Genomic DNA, 15374 nt, shown 5'->3' with positions numbered 1-15374 from the left:
CGCAGCGCGGCTGTGCGTTTCCGGAAAGGTCCGCGCCGCCAACCTGGCCGACCCAACCATCCCCAGGTTGGCCGTTTCCGTTATCACTCAAAGAACCCGTTCATCCGCTCGAAGGCGGCGATGAAGTCTTCCTTGAAGGCCTGCACCACCTGACCGGCGCCGAGCGGTTCGTTCATCAGGCCCACACCCTGGCCGACGAAATAGGAGGCGAGCTGCTTGGCGCCCTCGTGTCCGCCTTCGGCCATCCGGGTGACCCGGCCCATGACCGGCTCGGTGATGATCGACTGATACGGCATCGGCAGCGGCGCCGGCGCGGCTTCGCTCTCCCACGCGTCGGTCCAGGCCGAGCGGAGCTGGCGCGAATACTTGCCGGTCCGGGCCTTGGAGCGGATCGTGTCGCGCGACGACGCGGCCAGCATCTTCTCCTTCACCACCGGCGAGGTCTCGGCCTCCGCGGTGGTCAGCCACACCGAGCCGGTCCAGGCCCCGTCCGCGCCCATCGCCATGCAGGCCGCCATCTGCTCGCCGGTGACGATGCCGCCCGCCGCCAGGATAGGCACCGGGTTGTCCGCGGATGGCCCTGACCGCGCGCGCGATCTCCGGTACCAGCACCAACGTGGAGACATCGCCGCAATGGCCGCCGGCCTCGCCGCCCGCAACGACCAGGATGTCGACGTCGGCCTGCACCTGCTTGATGGCGTGTTCCTTCGCGCCGACCAGCGCCGCGACCGGCACGCCCTCCTTCTTCGCCCGCTCGGTCATGTAGGCCGGCGGGGTGCCCAGCGCGTTGGCGATCAGCTTGATCGGATGGGCGAAGCAGACGTCCAGCAGCGACAGCGCGCCGTCATCGGCCATGTTGTCGCCCAGCCGCGTGCCGCGCTTCAAGCGGTCGGCGGTCATCACCTCGTCGGGGTCGATGTCGTGGGTGCGCAGGATCGAGCGGACGAACTCCTTGTGACCCTCCGGCACCTTGTCGACATTGCTGCCGGGCTTCGACTTCTCGCCCTTGGACGCGAACTTCGTGGGCACGATCAGGTCGACGCCATAGGGCCGGCCGCCGATCTTGTCGTCGATCCAGCGGAGCTCGGTCTCCAGCTTCTCCGCGGACATGCCCGCCGCGCCCAGCACGCCCATGCCGCCGGCCTTGGAGACCTCGACGACAACGTCGCGGCAATGGGTGAACGCGACCAGCGGGAACTCGATGCCCAGCATTTCGCAGATCGGTGATTTCATGATCCAGCCTCCTCCCCGAAGCGCAGGCCAATATCTGCCACAGCGCGCGCTTGACGCAACCCACACCGATGCAGGCGGGCCCTGCAGCCGTCCTGCCGCCCCCGGGCCCGTCCCGGGGGCCTCACATTGCCGCCGCCGAGGCGGTTGCACCCCGAGATCCGCGGGTCAGGCCCGCGGAGGACAATTGCCAGGACCGTTGAACGACGGCCACGGTTCGGCCCAAGATGACGCCCACGTCACCGGGGAGGAAATCAAGTGGCCATCATCGAGACCGAGAAGCGCGAGCACATCTTCATCATCACCCTGAACCGGCCCGAGGCCCGAAACGCCGTGAACGGCGACGTGGCCGAGGGGATCGAGGCGGCGATCGACGAATTCGAGGCCGACGACCAGCTCTGGGTCGGCATCATCCGCTCCTCGGGCAAGGTGTTCTGCGCCGGCGCCGACCTGAAGGCGATCTCCCAGGGCGATGCGGGGCGGCTGTCCACGAAGCGCGGCGGCTTCGCCGGCATCGTGAAGCGGGAACGGACCAAGCCGCTGATCGCCGCAGTCAACGGCTTCGCCGTCGCCGGCGGCTGTGAGATCGTGCTGGCCTCCGACATGGTGGTCGCCGCCGAGGAAGCCGCCTTCGGCGTGCCCGAAGTGAAGCGCAGCCTGGTCCCCGCCGCGGGCGGCCTGTTCCGCCTGCCCCGCGCCGTCGGCCCCGCCGTCGGCATGGAACTGATGCTGACCGGCGACACCATCCCCGCCCGCCGGGCATACGAGCTCGGGCTGGTGAACTACGTCGTCGCCCAGGACGAGCTGATGGACAAGGCGCTGGAGCTGGCCGGGCGCATCACCGCCAACGCGCCGCTGGCCGTGCAGCGGGCGATGCAGATCACCAGGCGCGCGATGATGGACAGCGACGAGGACCTCTGGGCCGCCAGCTCGGACGCCATGCGCTACCTCGCCGGCACCGAGGACTTCAAGGAAGGCCCCCGCGCCTTCATCGAGAAGCGCGATCCGGTGTGGAAGGCGAAGTAGGCCGAGCCAACGGGTCACCCCCGATGGCCGCAGGCCACTCGGGGGTCCGGACGGCGCTTCGCATCGCGCCGCTGGGCGAGACGGGGACATAGTCCCGGATCCCCGAGTCTCGCTGACGCTCGATCGGGGATGACCACAGAAGCCGACAGGAGACCTTCATGGATCTCAGACTGAGCCCGGAACACGAAGCCTTCCGCGATGACGTCCGCGCCTTCATCGCGGAGCACGGGCACAAGGCCCCGCGGGGGCGGCGGAGCCAGCGGGATCCGGAGCTGCACGCCTGGCAGAAGCTGCTGATCGAGCACGGCTACGCGGCGCGGACCATCCCGGCGGAGTATGGCGGCTACGGGGCTGAACCCGACATCCTGAAGTCGCGCATCATCGCCGAGGAGTTCGCCGCCAGCGGGACGCCGGGCGGCATGTCCAGCCAGGGCATCTCCATGCTGGTGCCGACCCTGCTGGAGCTCGGCACCGAGGAACAGAAGCGGCAATGGATCCGGCCGACCCTGCATGGCGAGGTGATCTGGTGCCAGGGCTATTCCGAGCCGGGCGCAGGCTCCGATCTCGCCAGCCTGAAGACCTCGGCCCGGGTCGAGGACGGCCATTTCGTCATCAACGGCCAGAAGATCTGGACCTCGACCGCGCGGCAGGCCGACATGATGTTCGCGCTGATCCGCACCGAGCCCGACGCGCCGAAGCACAGGGGCATCTCCTTCCTGCTGCTGTCGATGGACACGCCGGGCATCGAGGTCCGCCCGCTGGTCGACATGACCGGTTCCGCCAACTTCAACGAGGTCTTCTTCACCGACGTGAAGGTCCCGGTCGGGCAGATCGTCGGCGAACGCGGCCAGGGCTGGCAGGTCGCCAACGCCGTGCTGACCCACGAGCGCGGCATGCTGGGCGATCCGAATGCCGGGCTGAACCGCCTCGCCGCCATCGTGAAGCTGATGGAGACCGAGACCATCGACGGCCACCGCGTGATGGACAACCCCGTCTTCCGCGACCGGTTGATCCGCCTGCAGGCCGAGGTCCACGCCATGCGCGCCCACGGGCTCAGGCTGATGGCCATGAGCCAGAAGGGTGAACCGAAGGGCCTCGCCGGACTGATCGTGAAGCTGCAGGGTTGCGAGCTGAATCACCAGCTCGCCGCCTTCGCCGTCGACGTGATGGGCGAGCTTGGCATCCTCTACGAGGAGGGCGACTACCTCCGCTCCGGCGGATCGTGGCAGTCGCGCTACATGTACGATCTCGGCCTGATCATCGGCGGCGGCACGGCGCAGATCCAGAAAAACATCATCGCCGAGCGCGGCCTGGGGATGCCGCGCGAACCGAAGGCGGCGAAGGCGTGACCACCAATTTGTCATGCCCGCTTCATGCGGGCATCCGGTCAGTCATCATCTTGCGGCGAAGCCGCACCGGACCCCCGCACGAGGCGGGGGTGAAAGTCTGAGCTGAACGGAGAAGCTGATGGAATTCGGACTGTCCGACGACCAGCGGATGCTGCAGGAGACCGTCGACCGCGCGCTGGCCGTCGCCGCCGATCTGGAGATCGTGCGCAAGGCGGCCGGAGACGACGCCGCGGCGCAGGCCGCCATCGACGATGCGGTCGCCGCGTTGGGCCTCAGCGGCATCATGGTGCCCGAAGCGCATGGCGGGGCCGGGCTGGGGCTGCTGGATGCCGCCGTGGTGCAGGAGATGCTGGGCCGACACGTGACGCCGTCGCCCTTCATGGCCAACGCCGGGCTGGCCGCCATCGCCATCGCCCGCGCCGGCACCCCGGCACAGCAGGACACCTGGCTGCCGAAGCTGGCGGCGGGCGACGCGCGCTTCGCCGCCGCATTGTCGGAAGCCGCCGGTGCGCGGGAGACTGCCGGCGTCTCGGCAGAAGGCGGCAGGTTGACAGGCAAGGCACTGTTCGCGCTGGAAACGCGCAGCGCCACCCACGTCATCGTCGCCGACCGGGAACGGAAGCTGCACCTGGTGGCGATGGACGCCGCCGGGCTGACGGCCCACCGGATGCGCAGCATCGACCGCACCCGCGAGACGGCGGAACTGGTCTTCGACAGTGTCGAGGCGGAGCCGCTGGACGGCGCCAATGACCCGGCGGCGGTGACCCACGACCTGATCGCCGCGGGCCGGGTGTTGCTGGCCGCCGACACGCTGGGCGCGGGGCAGCGCATGATCGAGAAGGCTGTCGCCTACGCCATGGAGCGCGAGCAGTTCGGCCGCACCATCGGCTCCTTCCAGGCGGTGAAACATCTCTGCGCGGAGATGGCGGCGCGGCTGGAGCCCTGCCGCTCGCTGATCTGGTTCGCCGCCCATACCATGGACGCCGAACCGGACGAGTTTCCGGTGATGGCCGCGTTGGCGAAATCCCACACCGCCGAGACCGGCACCTTCGTCGCCCGCACCGCGACCGAGGTGCATGGCGGCATGGGCTTCACCGACCTGATGGGCCTGCACTACTGGTTCAAGCGCATCGGCCTGAACCGCCAGCTGCTCGGCGGCCCCGAAACCGTCCGCGCCGACGCCGCCCGGATGCAGGGGTATGGCGACGCGGCGTAGCGCCCGCCGTCACCTTGGCCTTGAGCCGGGGTCCTGTAGTCCAGGGGTTGGCCCTGAACCACAAACCCGCAGCGGGACTTGATCCCGCTGTCCAGTTCTGAATCACAGGCTTGTGCCGGCATGGCCGGACTGGGTCCCGGGATCAAGTCCCGGGACGGGAGGGCGCTACGCCGACGTATCGACCTTGTTGCCGGTCTGGCTCTGCGATTTGGTCACCACAACGCGGGCGGGGCGGAGGAGACGGCCGTTCAGCGTGTAGCCGCGCTCGATCACCTGGATGCAGGTCGAGGGCGGCGCGCCGGGCACGTCGATCTCGGTCATGGCCTCGTGCAGGTTCGGATCGAACTTCTGGTCCTGGGCGTCGATCTCCTGCACGCCGTGGCGTTCGAAGATCTGCTTCAGCGAATCGCGGGTGATCTTGACGCCTTCCAGCACCGCCTTGGTCTCGGCGTTCGCGTCCTCTTCCGCGGTCGCGTCCAGCGCGCGCTGCAGGTTGTCGGCGACCTCGCACATGTCGCGGGCGAACTTCTGCGCCCCGTATTTCAGGGCGTCCTCGCGGTCGCGCTGGGCGCGGCGGCGGTTGTTCTCCAGCTCCGCCATGGTGCGCATCAGGCGGTCCTTCAGCGCGGCGTTCTCTTCTTCCAGCACCGCGACGGGGTCCGGCTCGACCGGCGGGGCCTCCTCGTCGACGATGGAAGCGGCATCTGCAGCCGCGGCTTCCGCAGCAGCCTCGTCCCCGCCCGAAGCGGCCTCGGTGGCCTCTTCCAGGGTCTTTTCAGGTTCTGCGCCCTCGGGCGTCTTGTCCGACGCCGGCTTGTCGTTCTGGTCAGTCATAGCGATGTCCCGATGATGCTTGGGTCCCGGACGGAACGGCGTTCTAGCCGATCAGGCGTCCGATGACACGCGCCGTGTAGTCAACCATGGGAATGATGCGGGCATAGTTCAAGCGGGTGGGCCCGATCACGCCGATGGAACCGACGATCTTCTGGTTGCCGTCGGTGAAGGGCGCAACGATCATCGAGCTGCCCGAGAGGCTGAACAGGTTGCTTTCGGAGCCGATGAAGATGCGGACGCCGTCGCCCTGATGGGCCAGGTCGAGCATGTTCAGAAGTTCGCTCTTGGTCTCCAGATCGTTGAACAGCCGCCGCACGCGGTCGAGATCCTCGATCGCCTGCACGTCCTCGAGCAGCTTGCCCTGCCCGCGGATGATCAGCCGGCCGGCATCGTCGCCGCCGGCCCAGTCGGCCAGACCCGCCTCGACGACCTGCGCGGCGAGTTCGTCCAGCTGCGCCTTGCGCGCTTCCAGCTCTTCCAGGATGGCCTGCCGCGCCTCGGCGAGGGTGCGGCCGCGCAGCCGGTCGGAGAGATAGTTCGAGGCCTCGACCAGCGAAGACGGCGGCATGCCCGGCGGGACGGCGATCAGCCGGTTCTCGACCACGCCGCCGACGGTGACCATGACGACCAGCGCCTTGCCCGGCGCGAGGCTGACGAATTCGAGATGCTTCAGCGGCTGGTCGCTCTTGGGCACGGTCACCAGACCGGCATAGCCCGAGAGGTCGGAGAGCATGTTGGAGGCTTCCGACAGCATGTCGGTGTAGTTCCGGCCCTGGGTGTTGCAGCGCGCCTCGATCGACGAGCGTTCCCCGTCCGAAAGGTCGCCGAGTTCCAGCAGGCCGTCCACGAACAGCCGAAGCCCCAGCTCGGTCGGCAGCCGGCCGGCGGACGTATGCGGCGCGTAGAGCAGGCCCAGCTCTTCCAGGTCCGACATGGTGTTGCGCACCGAAGCCGGCGACAGCGCCGTGGTCAGATGGCGCGAGATCGTGCGCGAGCCGACCGGCGCCCCATTGTCCAGATAGCCCTCGACGATGTAACGGAAAATCTCCCGGCTACGCGCGTCGAGAGACTGAATAGCGTCCTTGTCCGTCATCTCTGTCCGGCGAAAATCCAGCATTCTCAACGGCAAAAAGGTATGGTCGCGGCCCTTGCCGGTCAACGGTCGGCGAATACGTTTCGCTGCAGCCGCAAATCGCCTAGAACCCCCATCGACAGATCAGAAGAGGTGACACATGAACCGCCCCTCGGGCCGGAAGCCCGACCAGATGCGCGACGTCAGTATCGAAACCGGATTCGCCAAGCATGCCGAAGGATCGTGCCTCATTCGCTTTGGCGATACGCATGTGATCTGCGCCGCATCGGTGGAAGAGCGCGTGCCGCCGTGGCTCAGGAATTCCGGCCGCGGCTGGGTGACCGCCGAATACGGCATGCTGCCCCGCTCGACCCACACGCGCACCGACCGCGAGGCCGCGCGCGGCAAGCAGTCGGGCCGGACCCAGGAAATCCAGCGCCTGATCGGCCGTTCGCTGCGCGCCGTGACCAATCTGGAAGGCTTCGGCGAGCGGCAGATCCGCGTGGACTGCGACGTGCTGCAGGCCGATGGCGGCACCCGCACCGCCTCGATCACCGGCGCCTGGGTGGCGCTGCACATGGCCTTCGACGGTCTGGTGAAGGCCGGAGCGATCAAGTCCATCCCGATGATCGGCCAGGTCGCCGCCATTTCCTGCGGCATCTATGAAGGCGTTCCGGTCCTCGACCTGGACTATGCCGAGGACTCGAACGCCGAGACCGACGGCAATTTCGTCATCACCGATGGCGGCACGCTCTGCGAAATCCAGGCGACGGCCGAGGGCACGCCCTTCACCGACGACGAATTCATGGAGCTGCTGCGGCTGGCCAAGAAGGGTTGCGGCGAGCTGGCCGAAGCCCAGCGGCTGGCGGTCGGAGGCTGAGTTGGCGCGCAAGCTGACCGAGAGGAAGATCGTCGTCGCCAGCCACAATCGCGGCAAGGTGGTCGAGATCGCGGAACTGCTGCGCCCCTTTGGCATCCAGCCGGTCTCCGCCGCCGAGCTGAACCTGCCGGAGCCGGAAGAGACCGAGACCACCTTCACCGGCAATGCGCTGCTGAAGGCCCGGGCCGCGGCGGAGGCGTCCGGCCTGCCGTCCCTGTCCGACGATTCGGGGCTGGCGGTGACCGCGCTCGGCGGCGATCCGGGGATCTACTCGGCGCGCTGGGCGGGTCCGGAACGCGACTTCGATCTGGCCATGCAGAAGGTCGAGGACGCGTTGCAGGAGAAGGGCGCGACCGACCGTTCGGCCCGCTTCATCTGCGCGCTGGCGCTCTGCTGGCCCGACGGCGAGACGGCGGTGTTCGAGGGCAAGGTGGAAGGCGATCTGGTCTGGCCGCCGCGGGGCACGAACGGGTTCGGCTACGACCCGGTCTTCGTCGCCACCGGCCGCAAGATCACCTTCGGCGAGATGGACCCGGCGGAGAAGCACGCGATGAGCCATCGCGCCGACGCGTTCCGGCAACTGCTCGCCGCCTGCCTTTGAGCGGCCACGCCATATATGTCCACTGGCCCTTCTGCGTGGCCAAGTGCCCCTATTGCGATTTCAACAGCCACGTAAGGGAGCGGATCGACGAGGCACGCTGGCGCGATGCGCTCTGCCGGGAGATCCGAACCTGGAGCGAGCGCTGCGGTGGTCCGGCGGAAACGGTCTTCTTCGGCGGCGGCACGCCGTCCCTGATGAGCCCGGATACCGTCGGCGCGGTGCTGGAAGAGATCGACCGCTGCTTCGGCCTGACGCCCGACTGCGAGATCACGCTGGAGGCGAACCCGTCCTCGGTCGAGGCCGGCCGCTTCCGGGGCTATCGCGCCGCCGGGGTGAACCGTCTGAGCATGGGCATCCAGAGCTTCGACGATGCCGCGCTGAAGTTTCTCGGCCGGGTACACGATGCCGAGGCGGCGCTGGCCGCCATCGAGACCGCGCGGGATGTCTTCGGACGGTTCTCCTTCGACCTGATCTATGCCCTTCCGGGCCAGACCGAGGCCGCGTGGCGCGAACAACTGGACCGCGCGCTCGGTCTCGCGGCGGGACATCTGTCGCTGTACCAGCTGACCATCGAACCGAACACGGGCTTCGCCGGCGCCGTGCGGCGGGGCGTCTGGACGCCGATGGACGACGACCGCGCCGCTGACTTCTTCGAACTGACGCAGGAGATCTGCGAAGGCGCCGGTCTGCCGGCCTACGAGATTTCCAACCATGCCGCGCCGGGTCAGGAAAGCCGCCACAACCTCGTTTACTGGCGCTACGGGTCATGGATCGGAATCGGGCCGGGCGCACACGGGCGGCCGGTCTGCAGCGATGGAAGCCGGCTCGCGGCTTCAAACCTGAAGAAGCCGGAGCGCTGGCTGGAAGCTGTGACCGAGACGGGTTCGGGCGCGGAAGAACTGCGGCCGCTCGATACAGCGGAACAGGCCGAGGAAGCGGTGATGATGGGCCTGCGCCTTGCCGAAGGGCTCGATCTCTCGAGGCCGGGCGCAGCCGCCTGCATTGACGAGGAAGCCGCCGAGCGGCTGTCGGCGCACGGTCTGATCGAACGGGGGCCGGCGCGGCTGACGGTGCGCCCCGAAGGCCGGCTGCTGCTGAACAGCATCACCGCCAGCCTGCTCGGCCGGGATGCCGCTGCATGAGCCTGCGTGAAGGTGGCGGGCTGGGCCGCAATCTGGCGCTGATCGGCTTCGGCGCCTTCATGTGCCTGCAGTCCAGCGTCGGCCAGACCTATTTCATCTCGTTGTTCGGCGGCGAGTTCCGCCAGACCTTCGGCCTGAGCCATGGCGAGTTCGGGCTGGTCTACATGATCGGGACCATCGCCAGCGGCGCGACCCTGATCATGTTCGGACGCATCGTCGACGTGCTGTCGCTGAATTCGAGCAGCTTCATCGTCCTGACCGGGCTGGCCGCGGTGGCGGCCTTCACCGCGCTGACCTGGTCGCCGGTGGCGCTGACGCTGGCGATCTTCGGGCTGCGGCTGTTCGGGCAGGGCATGTCGACCCATGTCGGGATCACCGCGATGGCGCGGCATTTCCAGCGTTTCAGGGGACGGGCGATCTCCATCGCCTCGCTGGGCCACGCGGTCGGGGTCGCCGCGTCGCCGCCCTTCGTCATCCTGTTGCTGTTGCTGATGGACTGGCGGGAAGCGTGGCTGGCCACCGCCGTGTTGGTGCTGGTGCTGATGCCGCTGGTCCCGCTGATGCTCTACGGCACGGGCTGGCGGCGGCCGGCGCTGGATGCCGCCGCGCCGGCGACCGGGGGACCGGCTGGTACGCCCCGTGATTTCACGCTGGCCGAGACGCTGCGGGACCGGGGGCTGTGGCTGCGACTGCCGGCGCTGCTGGCGCCGGCCTTCATCTCGACGGGCTTCTTCTTCCATCAGGTGCATCTGGCCGAAAGCCGGGGCTGGTCGATCGAGGTCATGGCCTATTCCTTCAGCGCCTTCGCGATCGCCACGGTTCTCGGCCTGCTGGGCGGCGGTATGCTGGTCGACTGGCTGTCGGCACGTCGGCTGGTGGGCGTGTTCCTGACCCCGCTCGCGCTCTCTTGCCTGGTGCTGTGGGGGTTCGACGGCGCGTGGTCCGCCCCTGTGTTTCTGGGGCTGATGGGCCTTGGCGCGGGACTGACCCAGGTGCTGCTCGGCGCGCTCTGGGCGGAGCTCTACGGCACCCGCCACATCGGGGCGATCCGCGCCTTCGCCACCGCCATGATGGTCTTCTCCACCGGCCTCGCACCCTTCATCATGGGCTGGGCCATCGACCTCGGGTCCTCCATGGCCGGCATCGCCATCTGGTCGGCGATCTACTGCCTTGCGGCGTCGGTGTTTGCCGGGGTCGCAACGCGGCCGCCGCGGCGGATCACAATGTGATGCCGCGGTCACTGGTCAGGGGTTGGGCATTTGACAACGACACCGGGCTACGGCAGCTTGCGCGCCAATTCCCCCAGAGATCGAAGAAGGCTTCAGCACCCATGCCGAGTATGAGTTCAAGCGTCCTGAAGACCGTGCGCGCGGGCCTTGTCGCCACCGCGGCCATGCTTGCCGTCAGCGGTTGCGCGGAACCCCCGAAGCAGACGACCGCCGCCCCTGTTCGGCCGGTGATCCAGAAGCCCAACGTGGTGAATGTCAATCAGGCGCGGCGGATCCTGGACAGCGGCACGAGCGCGGCGGCCTACAGCCAGGCCGTGGCTCTGCTGCGGCCCGAGGCCGAGAAGGGGTATCCGGACGCGCAGTTCCTGCTGGGCCGGGCCTTCTGGGAAGGCAAGGGTGTGGAGCGGGATCCCGTTCGGGCGGTGCAGCTGTTCGAGTCCGCCTCGAGCCGCGGCCATGTCGAGGCCGCCATGCTGGCCCACGCCGCCTATCGCGACGGCACCGGCGTGCCGCGCGATCCCGCCAGGGCGATGGCATTTCTGAAGGTGGCCGCCGATGGCGGGGAAGCCGACGCGGCGTATCAGGTTGCGCAGGCCTACCACAACGGGGCCGGCCTGCGTCAGGACCCGAAGGAAGCGGCGCGCTATTACGAGATGGCGGCCGAGCACGGCATCATTCCCGCCGTGGTCTATGTGGCCGAGGCCTACGAGACGGGCAACGGGGTCGAACTGGACCCGGTCTGGGCGCTGCGCTGGCACGAGCGGGCCGCCAATTTCGGCATCGTGGATTCGCAGGTCAAGTTCGGCCGGATGATCTGGTCGGGCGAAGGCCTGCCGGTCAATCAGTCCGAAGGCATGAAGTGGCTGCTGATCGCGTCCGAGGCCGGGAGCAAGGAGGCGCGGTCGACGGTGCCGAAGTTCCGCCGCCGCATGTCGCGCGCCGATTTCCGGGCCGGCAAGGAAGCCGCCGATGCCTGGCGGGCGCAGCAGTCGGGGACCGCGCAGGTGGTCGATGCGGCGACCGTGCGGTTCGTTCAGGCGTCCTTCAATCAGATCGGCATTCCGATCGCCGGCATCAATGGCCGCAACGATCTCGCCACGCGGGACGCAGTCGAGTCCTTCCGTGACATCCGGGAGCTCGGTCCGGGGGGCGAGATCGATCTTGAGACCGTCTATGCGATCCGGGATTTCCGGCTGTTGACGCACAAGCGGGCCGAGGAGTTCCGGCGGCAGCGGCAGGCCAACCGCACCTCCTGAGGCGGTTCAGATCAGGCCGGCCACGCGCCGGCGCAACTCGGGCAACACTTCGGCCTCGAAGAACGGGTTCCGGCGGAGCCACAGATTGTTTCGCCCCGACGGGTGCGGCATGGGCAGGCGCCGCGGCAATGCCTGGCGCCAGTTGCGGACGGTTTCCGTGAGCGTCGGCCGCTTCAGATCCGGCATGTGATAGTCGATCGCGTACTGGCCGATGCAGAGCGTCAGCTCGATCTCCGGCAGCGCGGCGAAGATCCGGTCGTGCCACGTGGCGCGGCATTCCGGCCGGGGCGGCAGGTCGCCCTTTCCCTTGACCGTTCCCGGATAGCAGAAGCCCATGGGAACGATCGCGAATTTCGACGTGTCGTAGAAGGTGTCGCGATCGACCCCGAGCCAGTCCCTGAGCCGGTCCCCGGAGGGATCGTTCCAGGGCGTACCGGTCCGGTGCACACGGATTCCGGGCGCCTGTCCGGCGATAGCGATGCGCGCACCGCGGTCCGCCCGAAGCAACGGTAGCGGCCCTTCGGGAAGACTGTCGGCGCAGATGCGGCAGGCGCGCACGGCGGCCAGCAGCGGCTCGAGCGGCTCTGTCATCTGAAAAGCAAAGGGCGCACCGGGTTGAGCCGGCGCGCCCTGTCAGCTTCGTCGATCCCGTCAGTCTTCAGGCGTCGAGTTCCATGTCGGACTTCGGCACGGAGATGCAGGTCAGGCAGGAGCCCTTGTCCACATCCGCGCTGGGATCGGTGTTGTAGTTGACGTCGCCGGCCAGCACCGCGGTGATGCAGGTGCCGCAGGCCCCGGCGCGGCAGCCCGAGTCCATGTCGATGTCGTTGGCCTCGGCGAATTCCAGAATGCTGTCGGCGGACCCGTCCCAGACGATCTCCTTTTCCGACTTCACGAACTTCAGCTTGAAGCCCGTCGCCGGTGCGGCATCGGCCTTCCCGTCGTCCTTGTCCGCGGACTTCTTGGACTTCACGGTCGCGGGACCGAAGGCCTCGAAATGGATGCGCGATTCCGGGACATCCCAGTCGCGGAGGCCGTGGAACAGGCTCTCCATCATCGGGGGCGGGCCGCAGAAGTAGTAGTCGTAATTGTTCGACGGGAGGACTTCCTTGAACAGGTCCGCGCCGACACGGCCCTTGTGGTGATAGTCCTTGCCCTCGACATCGCTCTCGTCCGGACCGGAATAGACGATCCGGACATGAACGTTCTCGTTGGCCTGGTCGATGGCTTCCAGATGCTCGCGGAAGACATGCTCCTTGCCGTTGCGGATGCCCAGGAAGAACCAGGTCTCCCGCGTGGAGCCGCTCTCGACGATGGCGTTCAGCATGGACAGCACGGGCGTGATGCCGATGCCGCCGCCGATCAGCACGACAGGAGTTGAACGGTGCATGTCCAGGAAGAAGTCGCCGCCCGGCGCATGGACGTTCAGGATGTCGCCTTCGTTGACCTGGTCATGGAAGAAGTTGGACGACGACTTGCCGATATCCGCCTTGGCCGGGTCCTTCGGTGGCGGATTGCGCTTGATCGAGACGCGGTAGTATTCGCCCTTGGGGCTGTCGGACAGCGAATAGCAGCGGGTGGTCACCTTCTTGGCCGACGGCAGGTCGAGCTTGAAGGTGAGATACTGACCGGGCTCGAAGGGCGGCAGCGGCCGCTCGTCATGCGGCTGCAGGTAGAAGGAGCAGATCTCGCCGTTTTCCGGGTGCTTGCGGGCGACGCGGAACTTGCGCGCGCCGTTCCAGGAGAGTTCGTTCTTCTGCTTGTCGAATTCGCGGACGGCCTTGATGCGGTCCACCCGCTCCTTCAGGAAGCGGATTTCCTCGGCGACACCGCGGTCGGTGACGCCGGCAGCCCTGAAATTGTTGTAGATGAGCGACAGGACGTAGAGCCCCATCAGCGCCAGTACGGCGATCGCGACGTAGTTGACGACCCCAAGTTCCATCGCGCCATTACCCCCTTGTTAGACGCCAGGATCCGGATTCCCGGCCGGCCCCGCACGGAGCCGGCCGGGTCCGTGCGTCAGAATTTGCGACGAACCTCGAACCGGATGCCGGCCAGATCGTCGTTCTCGGTGTTGATACCGTACATCGCATCGGCACGGAGAATCCACGCCTGAGACACCGGCAGCTGCCAGCGCACGCCCAGTGCGTACTGGTCGCCCTGGATATTGGCGTCGTTACCGTGGGTCTGCACCGTCGCGGCCTCGACCACCAGCTGCTGATCGAGATTGAACAGGTACTGCAGGCCGACGGCGCCGCCGAAGGTGTCGGCTGCGGTATCGTCGAGGAACGGGAAGCCGGTGAGGCCATCGGTCTCGAAGTTGATGCCGGTGTTGATCAGGATGCCGTTGGCGTTGATCAGCGACTGCGGACGGCCGAAGCCGACGAAGAAGTTGGCGTAGGGCAGCAGCGTGTACGGCTTGTGCGTCATGTAGCTGGTTTCCAGCAGGAACGCCATGCCGTTGCCGAGATCCTGGCCACCGTCTTCGCGGTTCTGGCGGCTGAAGATGCCGCGGACCGAGTAGGACAGGATGTCATGGTAACGCGCCGACCAGGAAAGGCCCGCGCTCCAGAGGTTCTGGTCGCCCAGCTTGTCCTCGTCGACATCGATGTAACCGACGCCCGCTTCGATGTAGCCCTGGAGCATCTCGATGAAGGCGTTGGCGCCGTAGACGTTGGCGTTCTTGTCGGCGACCGCGCCGCCGGCATCCAGGATTCCGTCATTCTCGACATTGTCGAAGCCGGCGAAGAAGGAAAACTCCATGTTGGAGATGTCCAGCGCCGGCGAGTTCTGGGCCGGAATGGCGTAGGCCGCGCCGAGGACGGCGTCGTTCACCCAGATGCCGTTCTGGTAGAAGATCGGGACGAGGCCGACGGCGAACGGATAGTCGCCCTTGTAGTACTCGCCGGTAAAGCCAGCCGCAATGGCGCCGAGGTCGCCTTCGAAGAACAGGGTCTCGATGTTCGGCTGGAGTTCCAGATTGCACTGGTCCTCGCTGTCACCGCCGGCGAATTCGCAGCGGGTGAACTGGTTGCCGGTGTCGATCGGCCGGATGAAGGCGTGCAGACGCTCGGTCGACGTGATCTTGAAATCGATGTCGATGTTCAGGCGGGTCGCGATCTGGGCGACCTCGTCATTGGCGTTGTCGTTGAAGGCGATGGCGGTGCGCCAGTCGCCGAACGCCTGGATGGCGAACTGGGTCGGGTTCAGCCGTCCGAAGACATAGCTCGGCTCGGAAAGCTGGCCGGAGACATATTGGGGCTGGCCCAGTTCGAACAGCGGACGCGGTGCCGTGACCTCGCTCTTGCCGCCGTAGATCGCCAGCTGCGCTTCGATGTCGTAGTCGAGGTCCTCATAGGCCGGCATCGGCTTGAACGCGTCTGCCTTGTATTCGACGCGCTTGGCGCCCTCGGACATCTTCGGGTTGTAATCCTCGGCCGCAAGGCTGGTCCCTGCGGTCCAGGCGATGATCGCCGCTGCAGCCGTCAGGCCGGCGACTTTGCTTGTGAAATGACGCACTTCACCCATCTCCACTTGAC

The 15374-nt window shown here is 67.3% G+C and carries 13 protein-coding genes and 1 pseudogene; 8 read left to right on the top strand and 6 right to left on the bottom strand.

The window, feature by feature from the left end; all coding sequences use genetic code 11:
• Window positions 1–83 precede the first annotated feature (83 nt).
• Window positions 84–1233 (bottom strand): annotated as a pseudogene (locus ACMVY4_RS04840) (nitronate monooxygenase).
• Between the two features lie 255 nt (window positions 1234–1488).
• Here ACMVY4_RS04840 and ACMVY4_RS04835 point away from each other — a divergent pair.
• The 3 genes from ACMVY4_RS04835 (at window position 1489) to ACMVY4_RS04825 (ending at window position 4821) form a co-directional block, all read left to right on the top strand.
• Window positions 1489–2256 (top strand): crotonase/enoyl-CoA hydratase family protein, encoded by a 768-nt coding sequence (locus ACMVY4_RS04835; protein WP_416899058.1) that lies wholly within the window; start codon window positions 1489–1491, stop codon window positions 2254–2256.
• Between the two features lie 158 nt (window positions 2257–2414).
• On the top strand, window positions 2415–3605 hold the full coding sequence (locus tag ACMVY4_RS04830) for an acyl-CoA dehydrogenase family protein (RefSeq protein WP_416899057.1): 1191 nt from the start codon (window positions 2415–2417) through the stop codon (window positions 3603–3605).
• A 118-nt stretch (window positions 3606–3723) separates the two neighbouring features.
• Window positions 3724–4821 carry an acyl-CoA dehydrogenase family protein gene (locus ACMVY4_RS04825; RefSeq protein WP_416899056.1) on the top strand — a complete coding sequence of 366 codons (1098 nt, stop codon included), beginning with the start codon at window positions 3724–3726 and terminating at the stop codon, window positions 4819–4821.
• A gap of 165 nt (window positions 4822–4986) precedes the next feature.
• Here ACMVY4_RS04825 and ACMVY4_RS04820 read toward each other — a convergent pair whose 3' ends face one another.
• Both ACMVY4_RS04820 and hrcA read right to left on the bottom strand, forming a co-directional pair.
• On the bottom strand, window positions 4987–5655 hold the full coding sequence (locus ACMVY4_RS04820) for a nucleotide exchange factor GrpE (RefSeq protein ID WP_416899055.1): 669 nt from the start codon (window positions 5653–5655) through the stop codon (window positions 4987–4989).
• A 43-nt stretch (window positions 5656–5698) separates the two neighbouring features.
• Window positions 5699–6748, bottom strand: coding sequence for a heat-inducible transcriptional repressor HrcA (gene hrcA, locus ACMVY4_RS04815; RefSeq protein ID WP_416899054.1), 1050 nt, complete (start codon window positions 6746–6748; stop codon window positions 5699–5701).
• Between the two features lie 139 nt (window positions 6749–6887).
• Between hrcA and rph the strand changes: the two genes are divergently transcribed.
• From rph to ACMVY4_RS04790, 5 genes are all read left to right on the top strand, one after another.
• A complete protein-coding gene (gene rph, locus ACMVY4_RS04810; RefSeq protein ID WP_416899053.1) occupies window positions 6888–7607 on the top strand; it encodes a ribonuclease PH in 720 nt (239 codons plus the stop codon).
• A 1-nt stretch (window position 7608) separates the two neighbouring features.
• A complete protein-coding gene (gene rdgB / locus ACMVY4_RS04805) occupies window positions 7609–8208 on the top strand; it encodes an RdgB/HAM1 family non-canonical purine NTP pyrophosphatase (RefSeq protein WP_416899052.1) in 600 nt (199 codons plus the stop codon).
• Window positions 8205–9350 carry a radical SAM family heme chaperone HemW gene (gene hemW, locus ACMVY4_RS04800; RefSeq protein ID WP_416899051.1) on the top strand — a complete coding sequence of 382 codons (1146 nt, stop codon included), beginning with the start codon at window positions 8205–8207 and terminating at the stop codon, window positions 9348–9350. The genes rdgB and hemW overlap by 4 nt, the downstream gene beginning before the upstream one ends.
• Window positions 9347–10579 (top strand): MFS transporter, encoded by a 1233-nt coding sequence (locus ACMVY4_RS04795; RefSeq protein WP_416899050.1) that lies wholly within the window; start codon window positions 9347–9349, stop codon window positions 10577–10579. Before hemW ends, ACMVY4_RS04795 begins: the two co-directional genes overlap by 4 nt.
• A gap of 110 nt (window positions 10580–10689) precedes the next feature.
• A complete protein-coding gene (locus tag ACMVY4_RS04790) occupies window positions 10690–11835 on the top strand; it encodes a tetratricopeptide repeat protein (protein ID WP_416899049.1) in 1146 nt (381 codons plus the stop codon).
• 6 nt (window positions 11836–11841) lie between these two features.
• Here the strand turns inward: ACMVY4_RS04790 and ACMVY4_RS04785 are convergent, their stop codons facing one another.
• From ACMVY4_RS04785 to ACMVY4_RS04775, 3 genes are all read right to left on the bottom strand, one after another.
• Window positions 11842–12426, bottom strand: a complete 585-nt coding sequence (locus ACMVY4_RS04785) for a uracil-DNA glycosylase family protein (protein WP_416899048.1) — start codon at window positions 12424–12426, stop codon at window positions 11842–11844.
• Window positions 12427–12493: 67 nt separating this feature from the next.
• Entirely contained in the window at window positions 12494–13777 is a 1284-nt protein-coding gene (locus ACMVY4_RS04780) for a 2Fe-2S iron-sulfur cluster-binding protein (RefSeq protein ID WP_416899047.1), read from the bottom strand.
• Between the two features lie 77 nt (window positions 13778–13854).
• A complete protein-coding gene (locus ACMVY4_RS04775) occupies window positions 13855–15354 on the bottom strand; it encodes a hypothetical protein (protein WP_416899046.1) in 1500 nt (499 codons plus the stop codon).
• Window positions 15355–15374 lie beyond the last annotated feature (20 nt).

It is taken from the genome of Minwuia sp. (assembly GCF_048007105.1).
Classification (GTDB): Bacteria; Pseudomonadota; Alphaproteobacteria; order Minwuiales; family Minwuiaceae; genus Minwuia.
Note: the sequence above shows the minus strand (reverse complement) of the source record. Positions and strands in the feature narration are given on the sequence as shown.

Coding starts and splice junctions, on each gene's coding strand:
- ACMVY4_RS04830 (WP_416899057.1), top strand. CDS start 2,415: ATGGATCTCAGACTGAGCCCGGAACACGAAGCCTTCCGCGATGACGTC.
- ACMVY4_RS04825 (WP_416899056.1), top strand. CDS start 3,724: ATGGAATTCGGACTGTCCGACGACCAGCGGATGCTGCAGGAGACCGTC.
- ACMVY4_RS04820 (WP_416899055.1), bottom strand. CDS start 5,655: ATGACTGACCAGAACGACAAGCCGGCGTCGGACAAGACGCCCGAGGGC.
- hrcA (WP_416899054.1), bottom strand. CDS start 6,748: ATGACGGACAAGGACGCTATTCAGTCTCTCGACGCGCGTAGCCGGGAG.
- rph (WP_416899053.1), top strand. CDS start 6,888: ATGAACCGCCCCTCGGGCCGGAAGCCCGACCAGATGCGCGACGTCAGT.
- ACMVY4_RS04795 (WP_416899050.1), top strand. CDS start 9,347: ATGAGCCTGCGTGAAGGTGGCGGGCTGGGCCGCAATCTGGCGCTGATC.
- ACMVY4_RS04790 (WP_416899049.1), top strand. CDS start 10,690: ATGAGTTCAAGCGTCCTGAAGACCGTGCGCGCGGGCCTTGTCGCCACC.
- ACMVY4_RS04785 (WP_416899048.1), bottom strand. CDS start 12,426: ATGACAGAGCCGCTCGAGCCGCTGCTGGCCGCCGTGCGCGCCTGCCGC.
- ACMVY4_RS04780 (WP_416899047.1), bottom strand. CDS start 13,777: ATGGAACTTGGGGTCGTCAACTACGTCGCGATCGCCGTACTGGCGCTG.